A 19,839-nucleotide genomic window follows, 5' to 3' on the forward strand; every position below is an offset into this window, starting at 1 on the left:
TGTGAACGTTCATCCGGGCTCTCCTCGATGGCTGATCGTTTCGCAACAACCAGCTTCAGGGCTTCAGCCCGGATGAACAACCTCATGAGAAATCACACCTAGCCCGCCGCCTGTCCGGCCTTGCGCTTGCGCCACAGGCCGCGCAGCCAGCGGCCCAGCAGCCAGAAGACCGGCACGATCACGATCAGCCAGGGCAGCGCCGAGGCGATGAAGGTGATGACATTGGCCAGCCCGGAAGCGAAATTGCCCGCCAGATTGCGCAGCGCCCGGCCCAGCGGCTCGAAGGCACCGCGGCTGACCGGCTCCATGCGCGAGGTGTAGTTCAGCGTCAGGTCTGACATGGAGACGCGGCCCCGCATGACACGCAATTGTGCCTCGGCGCCCTCGATCTCGCCCTGCAGGCGAGCCAGTTCGCGTTCGACGCTGACCAGCTCCTCCACGCTGGCGCCGGGGCGTTCCAGGAGAGCGGTGAGGCGGGTGCGCAGGGTGCGTTTGGCGGTCAGGCGCGCTTCGGCGTCATAGATCGAGGCCGTCAGATCGTCGGACGACTGGGACTGGTGCATGATGCGGCCGCCGGCCGCGTCGATCTCGCCGGCCAGCCCGTCGCGGAAATCCTCGATCCAGTCCGGCACGGCCCGCAGGGAGAGCGAGCCCGCCGAGCCGCGATCGCCCTGGGCGTAGATATTGGCATTGACGACCTGGCAGGTTTCCGGACCGGCATCGAGACAGGCTTGGCGGTGCGTCTCGATCAGCGGCTCGGTCGCCTCGCGCGGGGTTTCCAGCTGGTAATTGTAACGATAGGCGATCAGGCGCTCGGTCACCGCATCCGCGCTGCCTGAAGCGGGCTGGGGCTCGGGCTCCATCATTGCGGGCGGCGGCGCTGCCCGGTCACGGGTGATCCGGTTGCCGGTGACGGTGAGGACGTCCTCGTCGTTCAGGGCCTGTTCGCTGACCGCATAGCCGTCGTCTTCATACCGGTCCGCCCCCTCGCATGCCGTCAGTGCCAGACCGACAGCGAGAACTGCCCAAACGCGTGATGTCATGATCCTGTCCTTATTCTCCCCAAGAGCGCCTCGCCCGCGGGACATGATGAAGGGAAACGGGGCCGAATTCAGGCGCGTAGCCCTGGCGCCATTTTTTCCGAAGGGCGCATTTTCGAACCGCAAAACCGGTTCCCGCTTTTGCTGAAAATGCAGGTCCTTGGTGGTCGCATTTTCCGACCGCAAAACCGGTTCCCACTTTTGCTGAAAATGCTTCAGCCGCCATTCGCGGTGAGCAGGCGTTCATAACTGTCCACCAGCGCCAGATAGGGCGGCACATTCGTGTTCTGGATCTCGCCGCCGGTATCGACCGCCATCTTGATCTCGAAATGCAGGTGGATGGTGGTGGCCGTGCCGCCGAATTCGTTGGACACATAGCCGATCCGCTCGCCCTGGCTGACCCGGTCACCGGCCTCGACCAGCAGCGTGTCCTTTTCCAGGTGGAGATAGGTGTAGCGCACGCCGTCATCGCTCATCAGGCGCACCGAATAGGAGCCGATCGAGGTGATGGTGCCGTCAGCGACGGCGACGGCCCAATGGGTCGCGTCCTGGCAGGTGGCGGGGCGGATGTCCTGGCCCTGATGGCCGGTGCCGGACGGGCACATGGGCGTGCCATAGCCCCGGGTCTCGCAGAAATTGTCGCGCCAGGCATAGGCGTAGTTGTTCGCATTGCACTGCCCGCCGCCGGGGCCGAGATAGCCGCCATGCCCGTAGACCTGGCTGTTGGCATAGGCCTGGCCGGCCTCCATGGGAAAGCGCATGGCGGGGGAATAGTTGATCTGCAGCGTCTGGCCCGTGCCGCTGTCGGCCACGAGATCGCCGGCCGGCATCCAGCTGAACGCGATGCCGGCATCATCCTCCGGACCGGGTGGGAGTTCGGGATAGGGATCGGGTTCGGCGGGCGGGATATCCTCGGCCGGCGCCGGCGGATCTTCGGGCTGGGGCAGTTCTTCCGGCGTTTCGGCCGGTTCCGGGTCGGTCGGGACCGGGTCTTCCGGTTGCGGATCGTTTTCGGGGTCGGCCATGGGCGTCTCCTCTGCCATCGGGTCCGGGGCCGGCGGGGGCAGGCTGGCCTCCCGGGGCCACCAGAACATCGCCGCGATCCCTGCCGTTGCAACGGCGGCGGCGAGTGTGAGTTCCGCAGCGCGCGACATCAGTCCTCTCCCGGTTCGGGGCTGCCGGCGGCGATCATCAGCGCGTCGGCGAGCTGGCGGACATAGGTCTCGGAAGTGCAGCGCGCGTCGGTCCCGGGTTCCGCGCATTCCACGGTGACGGAGTAGGCCGCGCCATAGCGGTTGAAGGACAGCTCCCGGCCATACTCGGTCTGGCTGACGCGGTAGCCCGCCGCGTCGGCAGCGCGCAGCCGGCGGCGGCTGGCCGCGTCCGGCGGTACGGCATGGGCGAGCCGCGTGCCGAACACCTCGATGACAATGTCCGGCCCGGTAATCGACAGGGTGTAGAAATCGGTCTGCGGGAAGAGGCGGGTCACGGCGGTCTCGCCCAGCCCCAGAGCGGCGGATGTGGGAATGAGGACCGGCAGGCGGGTGGCCGTCACATTCGCGGCGCCGTCATTGACCGGCTGGGGGAAGCGCTGGACCTGCCGCACGGCGGCGGCCTGGGTGTTGAATTGCGTCTGGGTGCGGGCATCCTCGCGCGCCGCAGCCCAGTTGACGGGCATGGTGCGCGGTGCGTCCGGGGCGGGCGGCTGTTGCTGTTGTTGCACGGCGGCGAGGCTGGCCGTGCGTACGGGTACGGCAGGCGGCCGGGTCTGTGCCGACAGGCCGAGCGAAGCGGCCGCCAGTGTCACGATACCGGCAATACGTCCCAGGCGAGGTTCCATGTCCAGCTCCCCTTTGGCGAAGTATAGCGCAGTTTTGCAGCCTGCGCATGAACCTTCGATGAGGAAGCGGGCGCGCAGGCGCGTTTTTCCGCCCGGTCCGTATTTCATGGCTTATGAGTGCCATCGCGCCGGCCGACGGGTATGATGGCGCCAGTTGATTGAGCGCCAGCATGTTGGGTGAAATCCGGTCCCGGGCACAACCGGTGGCGGTTTCACGCAGGCCTGAATGCCGCAAATCCGGTTTTCGCCGTTGAAATTCCGGCCCGGCGCACGTATGTGCAGTGCAGCAACCTCTGTGTAGTCAGGAGAGCGCGATGCGCCTCACCATGATGAAATGCAAGCTTCACCGTGCGGTCGTCACCCAGGCGGACCTGCACTATGAAGGCTCCATCTCCATCGACCGCGATTATCTGGACGCCGCCGGCATCCTGCCCTACGAGCAGGTCGATGTGCTGAACATCAATAATGGCGAGCGGTTTACCACCTATGCCATCGAGGCACCGCGTGGCAGCCGCACCTTCGGCATCAATGGCGCTGCCGCCCGTCTGGCCCAGCCGGGCGACCGGATCATTGTCGTCGCCTATGCCGGCATGGATGCGGCCGAGGCCGAGAATTACGTGCCGACCGTGGTGCTGTTCGACGAGCACAACCAGGTCGTCTCCAAGCCGAAAGCGGCCTGATCCGGCCGCTCTGAATACAACCATTCGGAACCGGACGGCCGACTGCACGTTTCTCTTTCGTCACCAATGGACGGAAGGAACCAGTCATGCGTGCATCGAAAAGCCGGAATATCCTGCTCTACGGCGCGATTGCCGGACTCCTGATCCTGTCGGCCGGCCTCGCCTATGCGCTGTGGCAGGAGCAGCAGAGCGAGACGATCACCTTCGAGTTCGGCGGCGAACGCATTTCCGTGGAAGCCGAAGGCGGTTAGGCGCACCAGCGCCGGGCCTTGCACCGGAACACGATAAAGCCCGGGCATCGTGCCGATGCCCGGGCTTTTCATGTCTGGCGGCAGGCCGTGCCTATTCGGCGATGCAGAAGTCGGCATTCACCGAGGCATTGAGGGTCAGCTGGCCGGCGGCGACCGGCGTTGCGGCCATGTCCTCGGCAAAGCTTGCGCGCATCATCACCGGCTGCGGCGAACCCATATGCGCCTCGCCCATGCGGCGGATACCGCAAAGCTCGAAACCGGCCGCGTCGGCAAACAGTTCGGCCTTGGCCAGCAGGTTGGCGATCGCCTGGCGGCGCGCCTCGTCCATGGCATCCTCGGTATTGTCCGAGCCGAAGGTGACATTGTTGATATTGTTTGCGCCGGCCTCGACCATGGCGTCGATCACGGCGCCGGTCCGGTCGGTGTCCGTCACCTTTGCGGTGACCGTGTTGCGGGCTTCATAGCCGATGATGTTCAGCTCGATCTGGCCCGGTTCGCGGCGGTCCGAATAGACCGGCGAGACCGAGAGCTGCGAGGTTTGCATGTCGTTCTCGGCAACCCCGGCCTCGCGCAGCGCGGCGAAGACCGCGGCCATCGCCTGGGAATTGGCGCGCATGGCGGCCTGGGCGGTATCGGCGCGGCTGACCACACCCGAGCTGACCTGGGCATAGTCCGGCGCGAGCCGGACTTCCGCCGTTGCAGACAGCGACAGGGTGGGTTGCGGCTCCTGGATCTGGGCGAAGGCGGAACCGGCCGTCAGGGCGGTCAGGGCAGTGGTGGCAATAAGTGCGCGGAACATGGGTGTCCTCCTGTGATTTCAATATCTGGCGCCAGACTAACACTGCCGCAGCTGAGTGAAGCCTGAATGGCATGGGCCCAATTCGGCCATCAAGATTGCAACGTCTTAATGCGCACGCGGTTTCAGGCCGATGGCAGGCCGCGGCATCGCGCGCCCTGCGGCCGCATCTTGGCTATCCCGCCACAACCCGGTATCGAGAACTCACGCCGGAAAGGCGGGCCTGTAGCTCAATTGGTTAGAGCCGGCGGCTCATAACCGCTTGGTTGGGGGTTCGAGTCCCTCCGGGCCCACCATCCTGCTTCCCGAGACGTCAATCTGGGTTAATAGCTTGATGGGTAAGGAAAATTCCGGTTCAAGGAAGCCCTTTTCGCGGGTATAGCGAGGGCGCTCCGAAAACGCCAATTTCACCGCTAACCGCTTGTCCTCTAATCGCTCGGAGTCCCATAAATTACAAGGGCTTCCGAGATATTGGATAGCGGTTCGAGCGCCCTCCTCGAAGGTGGGTAGTGCGCGACCGCAGTTTTTGATCTTTTGTTCAAGCACGACCTTCGAATGCTCCAGCTTCTGGAGGCGCTTTTCGAGATTCTTTGTCAGAAATTCACCCTCGGCCTCCACCAGGAGATCAATGGCCTTTTCCGCTTGGCGCTCAATCTGCTGCACTTCTTTGCGCATCGCTGCCCGTTGTTGCTCGATCCCGCCAGTGCGCCTCTCCCACATGTCGGAGAACGCCAGAAACAGCACGGGCATCAGCTCGCGCGTGGGTGTGAGCCCCTTCAACATGTCGCGGAAGGCGCCTTCTATATCAGTCTTCTTGATCGATTTCGCGTAGTGCACGCAGTCTTTCGTCTGGCAGACATAGTAGGCATAACGCTTACCGTGCCGGCCGCGGGACCAGCCGGACTTGAGCGGCTTGCCGCATTCACAATCGACGGCCCCGCGCAGCGGATAGTCTTCGCTGATGTCCTTGCGAACCGGTGTGCGTGGACGGCTGTTTCGGCGCTCTTGGATCGCCTCGAATGTTTCGAGAGATATGAGCCCCTCATGGTGGCCTGGGCGCAGTGTCACATCCCAATCCAAGTGTTCGATATATCCGGCGTAGGCTACGCGGGTGAGAATATCGGTCACACGCTGGGGCCGAACGCGGCCGTTCTTTGTAAAGGGAAAATGCGGCTTGGAGGCAAGGAAGCGTTGGACCTCGGCCTGCGTCTCGAAACGTCCAGAGGCAAAGCCCTCTAGCGCCTCCTGGATGATCGTTGCTGCAGGTTCATCGCGCACGAGAATTTTGCCATGTAGCTCGGTCTTCTCATAGCGATAGCCCACTGGCGCAGGGAAGACCGCATAGCCGTTCAGCAGACGGGCGCGCATCCGGTTGACGGCGGTCTGGCCGTTCTTTTGTGCGTGATGCTGCGAGATACTGGCCAGCACATTCTCGATCAGCACAGAGTCGGGATCTTCGCCGAACTCGATGGAAGGAGAGAGCAGCTCTGCCCCGACTTTAGAGATCGCGGTTCGCAAGCTGATATGGGCAGAAATGCTGCGGGCCAGGCGGCTTATGTCATCGATCACGACGACATATTCGCCGTTCTTCCTGCGCCGCAGATAGTCCAGCATGGCTTTCATGCCGGGGCGGTCAATCAGGCTGCCGCTTCTTTCGTCTGTGAAGGTCTCGACCACCTCCAGACCCTTATAGCCGGCAAACTCACGGCATCTCGTGATCTGGCTGGCTATGCCATGGCCTTCCTTGCTCTGTTTGGTGGTGGAGACACGCGCATAAAGCACGGCCTTCTTTGCTGTAGTTTCTGTCCTCATTTGCTGCGCTTTGCGCTGGCGATCATCGCAGCACATTCCTCGAAAATACTGGTGAGTTCTTTGTCGCTCCATCCTACCAGAACAGGGGCGCCAAATGCGCTTGCACTGGCGGATTTCGGCGACTTATCCCCAAGAGCTTGTTGCACCGGATGCTCACCGATCCAGGAGTCGAAAAAGTGCTCCATGGCCGAGATGATCTGATCATACAGCGCATCGCTCAAAGCCTGGCTCATACCCTTTTTCATCAGGTAGGCGCGGCTGTGGGAGCGATAGTCGGTCATGGGCAATCAATCTCTGGCTCGCCCGCGCAGGGCGCAGGCGTACAAGTCCTTTCTCGGGTAATGGGGAGGCTAGAGGCACAAAAATACGCGCTCGGGAGGAATGCCCGGCGCGCTCTGGATACTCTTCTGGGGATTTGTTTCTGGGTAACTCGGATTTCCCATTTCGTCCAGTTTTAAGTGCTTGAATACTATGGAATGAATGGCAGGTTGAGGGCATCCGGGCGGGCTCTATGGCCATTGGCCACCAAGCCAGCCGCCGGCGGGACCGGCGCCGGGTCTTGGCCCATGCGGGTGACGATCCCTGATGCAAGAGAGGGCGGAGTGCGCCAGCAGGCGCACGCCCCTGTTTGAGCGTCGCTATGGGCGACGCCTGGAACCCTGATTTCCAGCTTACAGCGAGTTTTGCCCGTCTGACCAAGACCTTCTTGCGGGCGGCCCGCTCCAATAGTCCGTGTTGCCCGCAACAAGGCCTTGGGCCGGTCAAAGCCTCACTCGACCGTCAGACCGCCGCCGGCCGCGAAGACGCGCCCGCCTGCGGTTTCAGATCTGACGCTCGGCGCTGGCCAAGGGTTCATGCGCGCTTTGTGTGTGCGTGAAACCAACCCTTGAAAGGAAAAGACCCATGACCATTGAAATGATCCCCTTGAGCAATATCCGTGTGAGCAAGAGCAATCCCCGCAAGGCGGTGGATGCGGCCACCATCGAAGGACTGGCCGCCAGCATCAAAGCCGATGGCCTTTTGCAAAACCTCGTCCTCGCCAAGAAGAAAGGACGTGGGCGCACCTATGAGATCATCAGCGGTGAGCGGCGTTATCGGGCCTTGTCGCTCTTGGTCGAGCGCGGCGACCTTCCCGCCGATGTGACCATCCCCGCCGATATCCGCTCCGGCCTGTCGGATGCGGACATGCTGCGGGTGGCAACGGTGGAAAATCTCCAGCGTGAAAACCTGACCCCGCTGGAAGAAGCAGACGCCCTCAACACCCTTATCGGCTGTGGCGGCGATCTCGATACGCTGACGGCGCAGTCGGGCCTGTCCGTCAGCACGATCAAGCGGCGGGTGGCGCTTCTGCGTCTGGGTGAGGCTGCACGGACAGCGCTGGAAGCGGGCGAGATATCCCTTGCCCAAGCCGAGGCGCTTAGCATTGGCGCTCACAGTGAACAGGAGAACCTGCTTCAAAGCGTTGTCTATGGCTGGATGACATCGCCCGAGGATATCCGCGAAGCCCTGACCGATCGGCTGCCCTCGCTTGCTGATGCGATCTTCCCAAAAGACGCCTACACGGGCGCTTTCATCACCGATCTCTTCGGGGAAGACAACACCACCTATTTCAGCGATACCGAGCAATTCTTCGCCCTGCAAAAGGCGGCAGCCGAAAAGCTGGTCGCCGAGCATGAGAAAACAGCTGATTGGGCAATGCTGGCAGAGGGTGGCTTTGCCCCTTGGGAATACCGCCAAGCCAGAGAAGACGAGTCCGGCGGTGTGGTCGTCGAGCTGACCGTGCGCGGCACGGTGGAAGTGCATGAGAGGTTGATCCGCAAGGATGTCGCCACAGACTTGGATGAAGCGGTCAAACCCAAGGTGCGCCCGCTCTATTCAAAGGCGGTCATCGAATACATCGCCATGCAAAAGAGCGCGGCGGTTCAGGCAACTTTGCTGGAAAACCCGCACACGGCAAAGGCATTGGATGCGGCCAGACGGATGGAGGCCCTGTGCGAGCGCATCCACGCCTGTCCAGCCTATCTTGCAAAGCTGGGCGAGAACTCTCCCGCGCTGGATACGATCAATGCGGCGGCGAGCGAAGTGCTGGCGATGATCCTGCCAGACACCGAGACTGCGACATGGCTTGATCTGCTTCGCGCTGCCCGCTCGCCGGAGAAAGCCTTCGCCTTGCTAAAGCCTCTGGCTCCCGAAGCTCTGGAGCGTGTTTGCCACATCCTGTCGGTTCTGGAGTTCGGGCAGGACAAGCTCCATGAGTTGGACACCACAGAAGACAGTCTCTTCAACATGGTGGCCCGTGAGATCGGCGTTGAGATGACGCGGTGGTGGCAGCCCGGGGAATGGTTCCTGTCCCGCCGCACCATGAACCAGCTCTCAAGCATCATCAAAGACGCAGGCGTGGCGCGGCTCTACGGCAATGGCCGTGGCTACAAGAAAGCCGATCTTGTGCGTTCTCTGGCCGGATATTTTGCCAAATTGCGGGCCATGGAAACCCGCAAACCCGACCAGCAGCGCACTGCCGATTGGCTGCCCGAAGGCATGAGCTTCTCCGACAGTGCGGTCTCGCACGAAGCCGTGCCACAAACCCAGTCCGAAGATCAGGCCGCCTAAACCCAATCAACCTCCCGCCACGTTGTGGCGGGAGGTTTTATCTTGGTTTTCAGGGCCGCCCGCCCTGACCTTTCCAAATCGCCAAAACCGTTGTGAATACAGCGGCATGCGCCGTTTCTTAGCTAAATCTTAACGCATTTTCTCTATGATGATGGGGTTATGGAGCGGTGGGACGATCAGAAACGACAGCAGGATATAGACGACCTGAACAATGAGATGGCGGGCCGCGATGTCGGTCGCCAGCATCGTTTCCTGCACGACCGCGATCCCCAGTACATCGAAGAGCGCAAGCGCGAAGACAAGCACCGGCACGACATGCTGATGCAGCTCATGCGCGACGCCGAATATGCCGCCGCCTATCAGCGGGCATGGGAGGCCTTGGACAATGCGCAGGACGCGTTGAGCGAAGCGCTGCTCGAAAACGCCGAGCAGACCGAGCGACTGGCCGAGGCGCTGGACGCCATTACGGACCAGGCCGCGCGTCTGCCGGACGGATCGCCCGTCTTCCGCGCCGCCGACGGGTCTTTGAGGGACGCTGACGGCAACCGCCTGCGCAGCGATGCGCTACCCGCATCGCTGACCATCCCCGAGGATGCCCCTTCATACGAAGAATATGCGAGCGCCCGCGATGCGCTGCACGGCGCCCGCATGCGCGGTCAGGAACTGTCCCGCATCCAGACCGAAGTGATTGATCCGGCGCGGGACAGGGTCGAAGCTGGCGACATGACGCCGGATGAGATCGACGCGATCACCAACCGCTTGGACGACGTGACCGACGCCCTAAAGCAGGGCCGCATACCAGAGATCGAGGTAGAAGCTCCGACTTCCGCCAGTTCGTCTGATCACAACGCCGCTATCGTCGCGCCGGTAACGCTTCCCAGCTTGGACTAGGATTCAGGAATGAACGATGGGCATTCCCGACGCACGAGAGCAAAGATGATCTCGACGGGACGGTTGTCCGGATAAGCAGACATGCTCCGCTCGATCAGCCCGAGCTGTTCCAAGTCATCTTCATCATACCAACGCGAAATGCACCGCCCTGCTTCCACATCATGGAGGGCAACGGCATTGGCGGCACCGCCGATGAAAGCAGCCAGCCAAATCCGGCGATCACGCTGCGAGTGTTCCATCAGGTCGCGGTTGGTAAAGCGGTCGGCGGCATCTGCCGTCTCGGGCGCGGACGAGGACTGCGCCACGGCGGACGCGGCGGTGAGAATGGCGGCAACCATGCCGCACGATAACAGGCGAAGCGAGCGCATTCGGCTCTCCCTTGTGGTGTTGGGTGATGACGGTGGAGGCGTGCGGGCGGCTAGGAACCGGAGCCGAGGTTGAAGACCCGATAGACCCATCCGGCGAGTAGCAGCAGACTCAGCGCCATAAAGCCGACGTGATAGGCGACGCGCACCGCAAGAGACGTCGCCCATCCGAGAACGGCCCCCATTGCGGCCCCGACGATTGCGCCGACCCAGAAGCCGATTTCAGGATCGGCACTGCCGGTGCTACCGCCCCACAGAAAGCCGACGATACCGCCCAGCCATCGCATCGCTCCGGCGAGCGTGGTCGGCTTCTGAGCAGGAGTTGGTTGATTATTGGCCATTTGGCACCCCCTACAGGCAAGAAAATCGGGATGCGCCGGTCCTGATAAGTGAAGGTATTTCAATGACTACGATGGTGTGAGCGAGTCTCTAAAACCTTCCGAAAAGGGACTCTGCCTGCTAGAGTGAATCCGACATTGAGAAAGCGAGGTTTTACGCGGGTTTGCGCAAAACCGAACTGGTCCGATTGCGTCAGTCCCGTAAGGGAACCCTTTCGGGACGGCAAAATGCGCTCTCAGTGTGCGTTTCAACAATATCAACAAGGAGGGCGAGCCATGCGGATTGGCTATGCGCGTGTCTCCACCTGCGAGCAAAGCCTCGATCTCCAGATCGACGCGCTCGAAAGGGCAGGATGCGACACGATATTCGAAGACCCCGGCGTCAGCGGGGTTGCACCGGAGCGGCCAGGGCTGACCAAAGCCCTGCGGACACTCAAAGAGGGCGACACGCTGGTCGTCTGGCGGCTCGACCGCATGGCGCGGTCGATGCACGACCTCCTGGATACGGTCGATACGCTGCACGCCCGCAAGATCGGGTTTCAGTCGCTATGCGAACATATCGACATCGACTCGGCCTTTGGCGAGCTGATCCTGCACGTTCTGTCCTCGGTGGTTCATTTCGAACGCCGCCTGATCGTCGAGCGCACCCGCGCTGGCATGGAAGCGGCCAGATCGCGCGGCGCGACATTCGGCCGGCGACCGGCCCTTGATGGCGAGACCTTCCGCGAAGCCCTCTATCTCAAAGCCCAAGGCATGACCATCCCCGCCATCGCCGCAGATATCGGCGTCGGGCGCTCAACGCTTTATCGGTATATGGGGTAAGGTGGGTGGCCGAAGCTGATCGAATTTGTGCGCTATTCGTCTGCCGCCATATCCAGGATCAAATCCACACCCTTCCTATGAACGAGCATTCTATAGAACGTCTCGTCACTCATCATTTTGGCAATCAGCTTGCGCTCTTGGCTGGCCGGCAAGATGCCGAAGCCGTTCCTTGACGCCCAACCTCTGTGTTCCGGCATCATGTTCAGTCTGACAGCTCCTCTTTCAGCCATACGCCGGAATTCATCATAGTCGCTCGGAAGCCAATTCATCTTGATCACGCGCCCAGCCTCAACTGCCGTTTCCACCGGTACAGTCTAGAGTGACAAGTCGAGCGGCTTCAACCAAAACTCCCGAACCACCCGAGACGACCTCCTAGCGTCGCAAAGCCGGATCTGTCCGCTCTTGGACAGGACGGCCTTGCAACCAAGGAGGTTTGTCCATGACAGACACCATCAATCTGAATGTACCAGCGCCTGGGGTGCCGACTGATGAGCGTGACAGCTCCACGCCGTCGCGCAGAGCTATCGGCGCTCAAAAGCCCGACATCGACTTCATCGCCAAGATCGCCAATAGCGGCCTCGACCTTGAAGACGGCAAAGATCTGGTCATCAAGAACGCCCAGGACCGCTTCAATGCAGACTACGGCGATGAGCTTGAAGGCTGCACCGTGGAATACGAGGCAGCCCAGTCCGAAGCGGATCGTATCGACAAAGAGTATCGCGATGTATGTCGTGACCTTGCCGGCACGCCGGAATGGAAACGCGTGGCCCGTAAATCCGGCAAACGTGACAAGGATGATGGCGCAGAGGTCCCGTTCAGGGATTGGAGCTTCCTCGATCAGAGCATTTTCGCTGGCGCACTCGGTCTGAGTTGCGTGATGCTCGGCGCAGGTGCAGCCAACATTCAGGGCAACCTCGTTGGGTCGGGCCTTCCCATGTTCACCGCGAACCCGCTCTTCGCATGGCTGTTCGCCATGCTCGCTCCTGCCGCGGCGCTGGCCATCCACTGCTTCGGTCACGCATTTCTTACATGGCGCCTTCGCAACTACTACCGCATCGGCATCTATGGCCTGACGCTTGTCTCCGTTACCGCATGGAGCTGGCTCTTTGCCGACCTATTCCACGGTACAGGCGGCCTTGATCTCGACTTCGAAGGCTCTGGCCTCAAAGACACGATGTTCGTCTGGCTGCAGATCATCGCCGAAATCATGGTGGGCTCGTCCCTTTTCCTGATCGCCGAACACGTTGCTAGCAAGTACTCGCCGGACCGGTTTGTTCAGAATCTCGAACACATTGAACTCCGCGAACGCCGGACTGTGCTGGGGAAGGAACGCGAAACCGCCTTCGAGCGCCTGAGCAAGGCCAAGGGGGCCTACACCGCCCTCATGGGGCGCCGCGAAGCCACCGTCAACGCGGACATCGCCGAGTACCTGCAGCGCCGTCGGCGCTTCGGTGACAGCTGATGACCTGCGCCGCTTCCAATTCCCCTGATCCGAAAGGAACGAACGTCATGAAATTCTTTGTGTCTGTTTTCGTCACGGTTCTCGCCCTCTTCTGGCTGCCGCTGACGCCGAGCGAGGCCCAAAACCTCACCATCGCCATCTCCTCGCAAACCAGTGACGCCGAGCGCCAGGAACAGGGCGAAGCCGTCCTGCGCTTCCTGGCCAGCAGTGTCGAACCCGGCCAATCGGCCGAGATCGTCGATGCCTACGACCTGACGCCAGTCGCAACTTTCTCCGTGCCCGAAGGCCGCGCCTACCAAAACCCGCGTGCCAAGATCGCGGTGAACCGTCAAGCTGCCGCCCAGATCCTGCGCCTCGAGCCCGACCTTGCCCGCTCCGCAAACGAGGTCCAGCGGCCGATCAACTTGCCCGGCCTCCTGCGCTATCTCGGCGAGGCCTGCTCGCTGGATGGAGGCCACGACCTCGTCATCATTGGTTCGCCCCTCTATGACATGCCGCGTGAACCGGGTGTGTCCATGCGTGAGGGGCGCGTTCCGGGCGACGGCCTCATCCAGGGCACGCGCGGCTCCAGCCCCTTCGGTGCGGACGGCATGGGTGACCGTCTGGCCGGCGTTCGTGTGCACTTCATCGCCCTTGATCCGGGCTGGGCACTCAATGATCGCCATGCCTTCGCGGTGGAACGCTTCACCGCCTTGCTGGTCGACGCCTTCGGGGCGGACCTTGTGAGCTTTTCCAACGATATGGATAGCGGGTTTGCCAGCGTTGCGGCCCAAGCCTCAGCGCCGGATCGTGGCTTCATCCTCGAAGAGACCGACAAGATGGAAATGCTCATCTTCGCCTCTGAAATGGGTCCGATCGCAAGTGGCCGCGACATGGACACCGGTCGTCGCTTCTATGTCGGTCCGCCCATGATCAATGACCGCGTTGAAATCGGTCTCTACTGGCCTTGTTCATCGTGTGACCTCGATATCTATGCTCGCCCGCACGACGACGCACAGATCGTCTACTACGGTCGCATCTCCACGCCGCAGGGACGCTTCTTCAAGGCCTTCAGGATGGGCAGCGAAGATCACCGTGCGCAGGAGCAGATCGTGCTCGATGGTCCTATCGATCTTTCCGCACTTCGCATTTGGGTGAACTTCTATGGTGGTCGTTCCAGCGGAGGGGCAGAAGCCGAGCTTCGCATCACCATCGGCGGTGAAACCTACACCCGCCCGCTGCGCATTCCGGCCAATGCCGGCAATGGGGGCGCGGGGCAGAGTGCGGTAACCGGCGACGGTGCGGACAATCCGGCCTGGGTCGCCATCGAACCGCTCTCGCTCCTTCGCGAATAGCGGTTCTCCATCCCTCCCGAACTCAAGACGGGCGCGGCCTACCGTGCCCGTCCTTTTTATCGGGAGACAGCCATGACCACCCGTGCCAATTCCGGCAGCTCGGCCCCATCCGGTCTAATCACCAAGATCGTGATCTCTGCCGCCTTCGCCTGGGGCTATACCCAGAGCGACCATCTCTTCAACACGCAGTACTTCTGGGTCCCAACGTTCGCCCTCATTCTGGCACTAGGCGCACCGATCGCCCTTGCACGCGTCATCCTGAGCTTTGCGATCCGCAAAACCCGTGTGGCCATCGCTGACACCCCGTCTACTCGGCATGGCTCGGCACGTTGGGCATCGCTGGCTGACTTTGCTTGGCTCCGAAAACGCCGCAATGGACCATTCTGGGGAGCGCTGGAAGGCAAACCGCTCTTCCTCGAATACGAGGCCAACGCGCTGACGGTGGCCCCGGCCGGCGCGGGCAAGACAATCTCTGTGGTCGTCCCGCAGCTCCTCTCCATCAAAGGCGCGATGGTCGTCAGTGACCTCAAATGTGAGCTGGCGCCCATGACCAAACGTGCCCGTGAACGCATGGGCCAGCCTGTGTACTGCCTCAATCCCTCGGGCACCAACGTCGATGTCTTAGGCGAGCCCGATGCCTACAACCCGCTCTGCATCCTGCACGATGACTGGATGCACTCACCCGCCGATATGGTGGCCGATGCCATGGGTATGGCGCATCAGCTCCACCCCGAGCCCGCAACCAAGACAGACAACTCCTTCTTCCGCGAAGGTTCTCGCAATCTGATCACCTTCGCCATGCTCTGGGAGGTGATCGACAAGGGCGAGGCCGCCACCTTGCCGGGCGGCCTGCGCCTGCTTCGCGACCCTGACCGACTGCGGGAGGCCCTTTATGCGGCCAGCGTGTCGGACTTGCTGAGTGGCGAACTCACTGATCGGGCTAATGACTTCCTGGAAAAACTGAACAATGGCGACACGCGCCAGATTGAGAGCTTCCGCGAGGGGGCGGTGCAATCGCTGGCGATCTTCTCCGCCAGTGGCCGTATCGCAGATAGCGTGTCGCGCTGCACCTTCCGCTTTCGCGATCTGAAAACCAAGCCGGCCACGGTCTTCATCATCGGCGACGCCACCCGCTCGAAGGTCTACGAACCGTGGGTCGGGCTGGTAGCTTGGTGCGCCATGCTTGAGATTAAGCGCTGCCGCACGCAGAAGAACCCCGCCACATTCCTGCTCGATGAAGCATCGAATTTTCGCGTGGACGGGCTGCCCCAATCTATGATGGAAGCGCGCGGCTTCGGGATGCGCTTTCACGTAATTATACAAGAATTAGAAGACTTTAAGCGGGTCTACGGGCGGGAAGCGCTCGAAATCCTCTTGTCGCAAACCGAGATCCAGCAGTTCTTTGCTTCGCGTAGTCCCGGCACGCTGGAAATGCTCAGCCGCAGGCTCGGCAATGCCACGGTCAAGACCGACAACTACGCCCTGGATGGCCACTGGCCGCGGCGCTCGATGGGCGAGACCGGCCGGCCGCTCCTGCTTGCTGACGAAATCCGCCAGCTTCGTGATTGCCTGCTGTTCGCGCACGGCAAAGCTCCCGCTCTCGTTGGGAAGGTCGGCTACCACGAATGCTCACCTTGGAACCGCCGGGGCTATGTCGGGATCAACCCCTTACATGGCAAGCGCCTGAAAGGCCGAACGCGGCTCCGCCTCTAATCTGGGAGTCCGCAATGGCGAAACGCAAGAACACGAATGATGAGTCGAAGGCGGCGACGGGCAAGCTCCAGATCGTCGTCCTTCTTCTTCAGATCCTGAAAATCATCCTGGATATCCGCTGGATCGCGCTTTTGATCTTCCTGATCGCCCTGCCGATTGCACCCTATGTCCTCATCCCGCAGGCAGACGCTTCGGCGTCCGCCTGCACCTATCTCGGCCCGCGCGGCGTCTGGAAGCCGGGCTGGGTAACCCACTGCCCGGCCATCGCCCTGCGTCCGCAATACCAGATGGACTGATCGGCCCAGAGGGAGCCCGAAATGCCTCTCAACGACACAACGCCTATCACCGGGCGCTTCAATGATCGGGCCGGCGCGGGACGTGAGGCAGTCTGGTCGATCATCGCGGGCGATAAGGTCCGCATCGCCCAGATGCGTGCCATTGAAGCGCGTCACGGTCGCATCGCTGCCGATCTCATCCAGCACCAGCGCAAGCATCGCGAGACCTGGATGAGCAAGGAGGTCGCAAAGCTCTCCAAGCAAGCCCCGCGCCCCGAACTTCGGCCGGATGGCGCACGGCGCACCAAAGCCGACATAGAGCGACAAGCCGCCGTCAACTTGGCCGCCCGTATCAAGGCACGGCGAGACCGCCTCACCATCGCGCGTGACAACACCATCAAACGCCAGGTGTTGGGTATCACTCCAGACGGACAGGTCTCGCGTTCACACACTGCTGCAAACCGCAATCACCGCCGCGGCGGGCCAGACATGTCCGGATAGCACGTCACCTACAAAAGCCGGTTTTGTCCTAAACCTGTCCAGTCACTCCTTGAAAGGCGTCCATAAAGGAACAGTTCGTCCAAATTTTTTCAGGAGGGCGTCATGTCGAAAAAAAAGAAATCTGTGACCCTGTCCTCCGCTCTGGAGGCATTGCTTGTCATCCTGCGTATCGCGAACGAAATGATCAAGCTGATTGGACTGGGTGTTGCGATTTTTGCGGCTTGGACTTGGTCTCTTCCAGCCGAGCACGCGCCGGTCGCTGAGCAACCCCAAGCCCAATCTACCCCTGAATAGGGTGGCACGAACAGCAGCGTCTGCCGTCAAGTGTCAGACACGTCTCATTATCTCCTGCACGCTGCAAAGCAAAAGCGTGCCGCCCGAAAAAATCGATTCTGTCCAAACCCTGTCCAAGCCCCCCCCAATTCTCGTGATCAACTCTCCTTGGAAGCGCTTCCGAATGGTCTGCTAAAACAAGGAATTAAGCCATGAAAATGAACGATATTGATCACGATGATCGGCAACCTGTTCGGATTACGCTGCCGCGAGACGAACTGATCCGCGATCCGCACTATCTACAGCTGCTCGCAATCGTCATGTGGTGCATTCGGCGGGGCACCAAATATGTCAGCCGTCGCACCTTGATCGACGTTCCTGCCGATGTCTTCTGCCGCGAACGCGTCGAGCTCCTGACGGCTGACGGAGAGCCCTTTCCGATCCCCGATCTCGACGACCTGTTCGAACCGGCGGGTTATGACGAAGAGGAGAAGCGCTTCGAGTCCGGGCACGATTTTGAGTGGTGTGGCGCGTTCATGAAGAACGCCATTCAGCCCCCTCTCTATCCGGCTCAAGACCGCGTTTTGGACCGCATTCGCGTCATCCATGCCGCCATCGTTGCTGGGGGGCCCTGGCTTTGGCGCAACCTCGATCACAAGACATGCGACAAGTGCAGAGTCCGTGAACGTTAGAAGCGACAAAGCCCCCGGATTCGCACCAACCTGAAAAGCCCCGACAGTCCTTTGTCGGGGCTTTTCTTTTGGGATCTTGCTGCGCTATTCAACTAAAACGTGAAAGGCGACTCCATGACCCGTGAAGAGTACCTACTTAAGGCTCCGACGCCTGAAATGCTTACCATCAGCCCGGAAGGGGCGCGCCTAATTCAAAGCGTGTTGCGACAATATCGGTCGGAGTTGGGTACTAAGGGCTCCGCTGAGAAGTTGGCATACGCGGTGCGGACCCTTGGTGATGAAGTGGATAGCGTCGCACTCCAGAAAGCTATCGATAATCGGTTCTCACGATATGCTTCCACGAACACCCCTCCGATGTTCCACCAGAAGGCGATGCAGCGTGTGCTCAGTGGAGAACACGACTTGGCCCCGAGCTCGCCCAACAGTGAGGCGTTTCTGACGCTAGCAATTCGCGACTTTCTCATTTGGCGAAAAGCGCTAGTACCGACAGATCTAAATATGCCCAGCACCCTAGCCGTTGCTCCTTGGGTATTGCGCCGCGAGCTAGGCCTGCAAGAGGGTAATACCGGAAAAATTCTCGACCAGGCGAGGTTGTTCGCCTACGAAGGCCTGCCCGACAAGGGCTCCCGGATTGCTATCTTCTTTCAACGAAGGGACACATGCATCTACGATGTGGAGTTGGAGCGCCAGCCACTAGATCAAGCCGGTCTTGTGATCGCCGGTAAGACGACCAGCCTTCATTTTTGGCTACTATTTGGCGAGGGCTTCGCGATTGGCTTCACTCACGGCAAATCAAGCCCGAAGCGTCTCTCTATCCACCTTTTCAGTGTTCTTGAACGCTCCACACTCCATCCGCTCTCCGAAAAAATCCGTGTTCGGATCGATGAGCATTCGCAAGATGCCCCCCTTCCGGCTCATCACCTTCTACCACTCATGGACGGCGAGGTGAAAAACACAACAAAAGAGAAAATACTTAGAGAAAGAAAAAGAAGCATATATATAGATGTTGCCGCCAATACAAATATTGACAATCATAAATATTATGTATATAATAACACAGATCTAATTAAAAACATTTGGAGATTCCAGAATGGGGGGCGCGTGCTTGAGGAGACTTCTAAAGAACAGCTAAATGAAATGCTGTGGGACGCATTTCATGGGGACAGTCCCTTTTGGCGCCCGCTAGACGATCAGACCTACAAACGCATACGTGAACTACTAGAAGCAGGCGCGGACGTGAATAGTGTCGATCCGCAGTCGCCATATGGCTGGCGTTTGGTTCATCATGCGGCCAGCGATACCGATTTTGCTCTCATGCGTATTTTGCTGCGTAATCAGGATACAGATTATCTCTTGAGAGATGGCCAAGGACACTTTCCAGACTACTTGGTCGATTTTTCCACACGTGAGGCAAAAGATCGATTTTTTGCGAGAGTGATGAGTAGGTTTCTCATCGCGAAACAATACGCTCAAGCAAAAGATAGAGGCGTTTCAGATCAGTATATTTATCGCGGCATATACGATCACGACGAGCACTTTCCCAAATGGCAGTCAGATGAGCCGGAAGAAGAGTCACCCTACGCGCACCTTCTTCCACCGGGCCTCGGCTAAAGCGTCCCTTTCTCCACGAACAGGATCGGATCAGTCGCGCACGTAATCAGGTGAGAGAAAGCCATTTGCCAGACCGTCCTGGATGGTCGACTCGAACTCTCCCAACCACTCCCGCAATAGCGCCTGATCCACCTCGATCCAATTCGCTAGATTTCCGAGAAACTCGCGCTCTGAAAGCTCCAACTTTCCGTCCACCAGCGCCATGTTCCCTGCGGCATGAAGCACAATTTTCTTGGATTCGTCCGAAAACCCTGCGGCGAGCTGATGCATCAAGCCTGGCCACTCACCACGTCCAGCCTTGCTGATCGCGGAGACATGCATCTCAATCATGGCAAGTATTTCTTGGGGGCTCATGTGACCTGCCTTGTATGCCCCCACCGTTTCGACAAGGCGCTCCCGTTCTTCTTCCGAAAACGCCCCGTCAGCCAGCGCAGCCATAATTGAAGCTGAGACCGAGGCCGCAATCACCTGCCCGATATTGTCATCCTTCATCGTCCGCTTCTTTTTAAACATTCCAAACATGCTTTCTCCTT

General features: G+C 60.4%; 23 protein-coding genes and 1 tRNA gene. 14 read left to right on the top strand and 10 right to left on the bottom strand.

The genetic code is table 11. The features are described from left to right. Window positions 1-98: 98 nt before the first annotated feature. The 3 genes from PKE71_RS00005 to PKE71_RS00015 all read right to left on the bottom strand — a co-directional run bounded on the left by PKE71_RS00005 (window position 99) and on the right by PKE71_RS00015 (window position 2,880). A complete protein-coding gene (locus PKE71_RS00005; RefSeq protein ID WP_271184894.1) occupies window positions 99-1,043 on the bottom strand; it encodes a DUF4349 domain-containing protein in 945 nt (314 codons plus the stop codon). A gap of 212 nt (window positions 1,044-1,255) precedes the next feature. Beyond that, complete coding sequence (locus PKE71_RS00010) at window positions 1,256-2,194, bottom strand: M23 family metallopeptidase (RefSeq protein WP_271184895.1); 939 nt, start codon at window positions 2,192-2,194, stop codon at window positions 1,256-1,258. Then, the gene (locus PKE71_RS00015; RefSeq protein ID WP_271184896.1) at window positions 2,194-2,880 is read right to left on the bottom strand and encodes a hypothetical protein; all 687 of its coding nucleotides are present in this window, start codon (window positions 2,878-2,880) and stop codon (window positions 2,194-2,196) included. The genes PKE71_RS00010 and PKE71_RS00015 overlap by 1 nt, the downstream gene beginning before the upstream one ends. A 314-nt stretch (window positions 2,881-3,194) precedes the next feature. On the opposite strand from PKE71_RS00015, the gene panD reads away from it, so the two are divergent. After that, entirely contained in the window at window positions 3,195-3,560 is a 366-nt protein-coding gene (gene panD / locus PKE71_RS00020; protein ID WP_271184897.1) for an aspartate 1-decarboxylase, read from the top strand. An 86-nt stretch (window positions 3,561-3,646) separates the two neighbouring features. Next, the gene (locus PKE71_RS00025) at window positions 3,647-3,811 is read left to right on the top strand and encodes a hypothetical protein (RefSeq protein WP_271184898.1); all 165 of its coding nucleotides are present in this window, start codon (window positions 3,647-3,649) and stop codon (window positions 3,809-3,811) included. 91 nt (window positions 3,812-3,902) lie between these two features. Here PKE71_RS00025 and PKE71_RS00030 read toward each other — a convergent pair whose 3' ends face one another. After that, on the bottom strand, window positions 3,903-4,610 hold the full coding sequence (locus PKE71_RS00030) for an SIMPL domain-containing protein (protein ID WP_271184899.1): 708 nt from the start codon (window positions 4,608-4,610) through the stop codon (window positions 3,903-3,905). 216 nt (window positions 4,611-4,826) lie between these two features. Between PKE71_RS00030 and PKE71_RS00035 the strand changes: the two genes are divergently transcribed. Beyond that, window positions 4,827-4,903: transfer RNA gene (locus PKE71_RS00035), tRNA-Ile, on the top strand. Here PKE71_RS00035 and PKE71_RS17600 read toward each other — a convergent pair. Together PKE71_RS17600 and PKE71_RS00045 are read right to left on the bottom strand one after the other, a co-directional pair. Further along, window positions 4,860-6,491 carry a recombinase family protein gene (locus PKE71_RS17600; protein WP_373878782.1) on the bottom strand — a complete coding sequence of 544 codons (1,632 nt, stop codon included), beginning with the start codon at window positions 6,489-6,491 and terminating at the stop codon, window positions 4,860-4,862. The two genes, PKE71_RS00035 and PKE71_RS17600, sit on opposite strands and share 44 nt — an antisense overlap. Beyond that, window positions 6,416-6,700, bottom strand: coding sequence for a hypothetical protein (locus PKE71_RS00045; protein WP_271184901.1), 285 nt, complete (start codon window positions 6,698-6,700; stop codon window positions 6,416-6,418). The genes PKE71_RS17600 and PKE71_RS00045 overlap by 76 nt, the downstream gene beginning before the upstream one ends. Before the next feature lie 622 nt (window positions 6,701-7,322). Here PKE71_RS00045 and PKE71_RS00050 point away from each other — a divergent pair. Then, window positions 7,323-9,029 (top strand): ParB/RepB/Spo0J family partition protein, encoded by a 1,707-nt coding sequence (locus PKE71_RS00050; protein ID WP_271184902.1) that lies wholly within the window; start codon window positions 7,323-7,325, stop codon window positions 9,027-9,029. Window positions 9,030-9,188: 159 nt separating this feature from the next. Beyond that, on the top strand, window positions 9,189-9,920 hold the full coding sequence (locus PKE71_RS00055) for a hypothetical protein (RefSeq protein WP_271184903.1): 732 nt from the start codon (window positions 9,189-9,191) through the stop codon (window positions 9,918-9,920). Here the strand turns inward: PKE71_RS00055 and PKE71_RS00060 are convergent. Next, entirely contained in the window at window positions 9,917-10,288 is a 372-nt protein-coding gene (locus PKE71_RS00060) for a hypothetical protein (protein WP_271184904.1), read from the bottom strand. The genes PKE71_RS00055 and PKE71_RS00060 overlap by 4 nt on opposite strands. A 50-nt stretch (window positions 10,289-10,338) precedes the next feature. Next, complete coding sequence (locus tag PKE71_RS00065; RefSeq protein WP_271184905.1) at window positions 10,339-10,626, bottom strand: hypothetical protein; 288 nt, start codon at window positions 10,624-10,626, stop codon at window positions 10,339-10,341. 273 nt (window positions 10,627-10,899) lie between these two features. Between PKE71_RS00065 and PKE71_RS00070 the strand changes: the two genes are divergently transcribed. After that, window positions 10,900-11,445 carry a recombinase family protein gene (locus PKE71_RS00070; RefSeq protein WP_271184906.1) on the top strand — a complete coding sequence of 182 codons (546 nt, stop codon included), beginning with the start codon at window positions 10,900-10,902 and terminating at the stop codon, window positions 11,443-11,445. A 32-nt stretch (window positions 11,446-11,477) separates the two neighbouring features. Here PKE71_RS00070 and PKE71_RS00075 read toward each other — a convergent pair whose 3' ends face one another. Further along, complete coding sequence (locus PKE71_RS00075; protein ID WP_271184907.1) at window positions 11,478-11,723, bottom strand: hypothetical protein; 246 nt, start codon at window positions 11,721-11,723, stop codon at window positions 11,478-11,480. Window positions 11,724-11,884: 161 nt separating this feature from the next. On the opposite strand from PKE71_RS00075, the gene PKE71_RS00080 reads away from it, so the two are divergent. The 8 genes from PKE71_RS00080 to PKE71_RS00115 all read left to right on the top strand — a co-directional run bounded on the left by PKE71_RS00080 (window position 11,885) and on the right by PKE71_RS00115 (window position 19,306). Next, window positions 11,885-12,907, top strand: a complete 1,023-nt coding sequence (locus PKE71_RS00080; protein ID WP_271184908.1) for a hypothetical protein — start codon at window positions 11,885-11,887, stop codon at window positions 12,905-12,907. After that, entirely contained in the window at window positions 12,907-14,241 is a 1,335-nt protein-coding gene (locus PKE71_RS00085; protein ID WP_271184909.1) for a hypothetical protein, read from the top strand. The genes PKE71_RS00080 and PKE71_RS00085 overlap by 1 nt, the downstream gene beginning before the upstream one ends. Window positions 14,242-14,313: 72 nt before the next feature. Further along, the gene (locus PKE71_RS00090; protein ID WP_271184910.1) at window positions 14,314-15,954 is read left to right on the top strand and encodes a type IV secretory system conjugative DNA transfer family protein; all 1,641 of its coding nucleotides are present in this window, start codon (window positions 14,314-14,316) and stop codon (window positions 15,952-15,954) included. Between the two features lie 14 nt (window positions 15,955-15,968). Further along, window positions 15,969-16,250 carry a hypothetical protein gene (locus tag PKE71_RS00095; protein ID WP_271184911.1) on the top strand — a complete coding sequence of 94 codons (282 nt, stop codon included), beginning with the start codon at window positions 15,969-15,971 and terminating at the stop codon, window positions 16,248-16,250. A gap of 21 nt (window positions 16,251-16,271) precedes the next feature. Beyond that, window positions 16,272-16,730 carry a hypothetical protein gene (locus PKE71_RS00100; RefSeq protein ID WP_271184912.1) on the top strand — a complete coding sequence of 153 codons (459 nt, stop codon included), beginning with the start codon at window positions 16,272-16,274 and terminating at the stop codon, window positions 16,728-16,730. Window positions 16,731-16,832: 102 nt separating this feature from the next. Next, on the top strand, window positions 16,833-17,024 hold the full coding sequence (locus PKE71_RS00105) for a hypothetical protein (RefSeq protein ID WP_271184913.1): 192 nt from the start codon (window positions 16,833-16,835) through the stop codon (window positions 17,022-17,024). Window positions 17,025-17,215: 191 nt separating this feature from the next. After that, window positions 17,216-17,695: a hypothetical protein gene (locus PKE71_RS00110; protein ID WP_271184914.1), complete on the top strand. Its 480-nt coding sequence runs from the start codon at window positions 17,216-17,218 to the stop codon at window positions 17,693-17,695. Between the two features lie 114 nt (window positions 17,696-17,809). After that, window positions 17,810-19,306, top strand: a complete 1,497-nt coding sequence (locus PKE71_RS00115) for a hypothetical protein (RefSeq protein ID WP_271184915.1) — start codon at window positions 17,810-17,812, stop codon at window positions 19,304-19,306. Between the two features lie 30 nt (window positions 19,307-19,336). Here the strand turns inward: PKE71_RS00115 and PKE71_RS00120 are convergent, their stop codons facing one another. After that, window positions 19,337-19,828, bottom strand: coding sequence for a TerB family tellurite resistance protein (locus PKE71_RS00120; protein WP_271184916.1), 492 nt, complete (start codon window positions 19,826-19,828; stop codon window positions 19,337-19,339). Window positions 19,829-19,839: the final 11 nt, after the last annotated feature.

Source organism: Maricaulis virginensis, from assembly GCF_027922185.1.
Taxonomy (GTDB): domain Bacteria; phylum Pseudomonadota; class Alphaproteobacteria; order Caulobacterales; family Maricaulaceae; genus Maricaulis; species Maricaulis virginensis.

Bases quoted from the DNA above. Each gene is read 5' to 3' on its own strand.
- PKE71_RS00050 (WP_271184902.1), top strand. From the start codon at position 7,323: ATGACCATTGAAATGATCCCCTTGAGCAATATCCGTGTGAGCAAGAGC.
- PKE71_RS00070 (WP_271184906.1), top strand. From the start codon at position 10,900: ATGCGGATTGGCTATGCGCGTGTCTCCACCTGCGAGCAAAGCCTCGAT.
- PKE71_RS17600 (WP_373878782.1), bottom strand. From the start codon at position 6,491: ATGGAGCGACAAAGAACTCACCAGTATTTTCGAGGAATGTGCTGCGAT.
- PKE71_RS00045 (WP_271184901.1), bottom strand. From the start codon at position 6,700: ATGACCGACTATCGCTCCCACAGCCGCGCCTACCTGATGAAAAAGGGT.
- PKE71_RS00120 (WP_271184916.1), bottom strand. From the start codon at position 19,828: ATGTTTGGAATGTTTAAAAAGAAGCGGACGATGAAGGATGACAATATC.
- PKE71_RS00115 (WP_271184915.1), top strand. From the start codon at position 17,810: ATGACCCGTGAAGAGTACCTACTTAAGGCTCCGACGCCTGAAATGCTT.
- PKE71_RS00055 (WP_271184903.1), top strand. From the start codon at position 9,189: ATGGAGCGGTGGGACGATCAGAAACGACAGCAGGATATAGACGACCTG.
- PKE71_RS00030 (WP_271184899.1), bottom strand. From the start codon at position 4,610: ATGTTCCGCGCACTTATTGCCACCACTGCCCTGACCGCCCTGACGGCC.
- PKE71_RS00025 (WP_271184898.1), top strand. From the start codon at position 3,647: ATGCGTGCATCGAAAAGCCGGAATATCCTGCTCTACGGCGCGATTGCC.
- PKE71_RS00090 (WP_271184910.1), top strand. From the start codon at position 14,314: ATGACCACCCGTGCCAATTCCGGCAGCTCGGCCCCATCCGGTCTAATC.
- PKE71_RS00065 (WP_271184905.1), bottom strand. From the start codon at position 10,626: ATGGCCAATAATCAACCAACTCCTGCTCAGAAGCCGACCACGCTCGCC.
- PKE71_RS00105 (WP_271184913.1), top strand. From the start codon at position 16,833: ATGTCGAAAAAAAAGAAATCTGTGACCCTGTCCTCCGCTCTGGAGGCA.
- PKE71_RS00060 (WP_271184904.1), bottom strand. From the start codon at position 10,288: ATGCGCTCGCTTCGCCTGTTATCGTGCGGCATGGTTGCCGCCATTCTC.
- PKE71_RS00080 (WP_271184908.1), top strand. From the start codon at position 11,885: ATGACAGACACCATCAATCTGAATGTACCAGCGCCTGGGGTGCCGACT.
- PKE71_RS00100 (WP_271184912.1), top strand. From the start codon at position 16,272: ATGCCTCTCAACGACACAACGCCTATCACCGGGCGCTTCAATGATCGG.
- PKE71_RS00005 (WP_271184894.1), bottom strand. From the start codon at position 1,043: ATGACATCACGCGTTTGGGCAGTTCTCGCTGTCGGTCTGGCACTGACG.
- PKE71_RS00095 (WP_271184911.1), top strand. From the start codon at position 15,969: ATGGCGAAACGCAAGAACACGAATGATGAGTCGAAGGCGGCGACGGGC.
- PKE71_RS00015 (WP_271184896.1), bottom strand. From the start codon at position 2,880: ATGGAACCTCGCCTGGGACGTATTGCCGGTATCGTGACACTGGCGGCC.
- panD (WP_271184897.1), top strand. From the start codon at position 3,195: ATGCGCCTCACCATGATGAAATGCAAGCTTCACCGTGCGGTCGTCACC.
- PKE71_RS00010 (WP_271184895.1), bottom strand. From the start codon at position 2,194: ATGTCGCGCGCTGCGGAACTCACACTCGCCGCCGCCGTTGCAACGGCA.
- PKE71_RS00110 (WP_271184914.1), top strand. From the start codon at position 17,216: ATGAAAATGAACGATATTGATCACGATGATCGGCAACCTGTTCGGATT.
- PKE71_RS00085 (WP_271184909.1), top strand. From the start codon at position 12,907: ATGACCTGCGCCGCTTCCAATTCCCCTGATCCGAAAGGAACGAACGTC.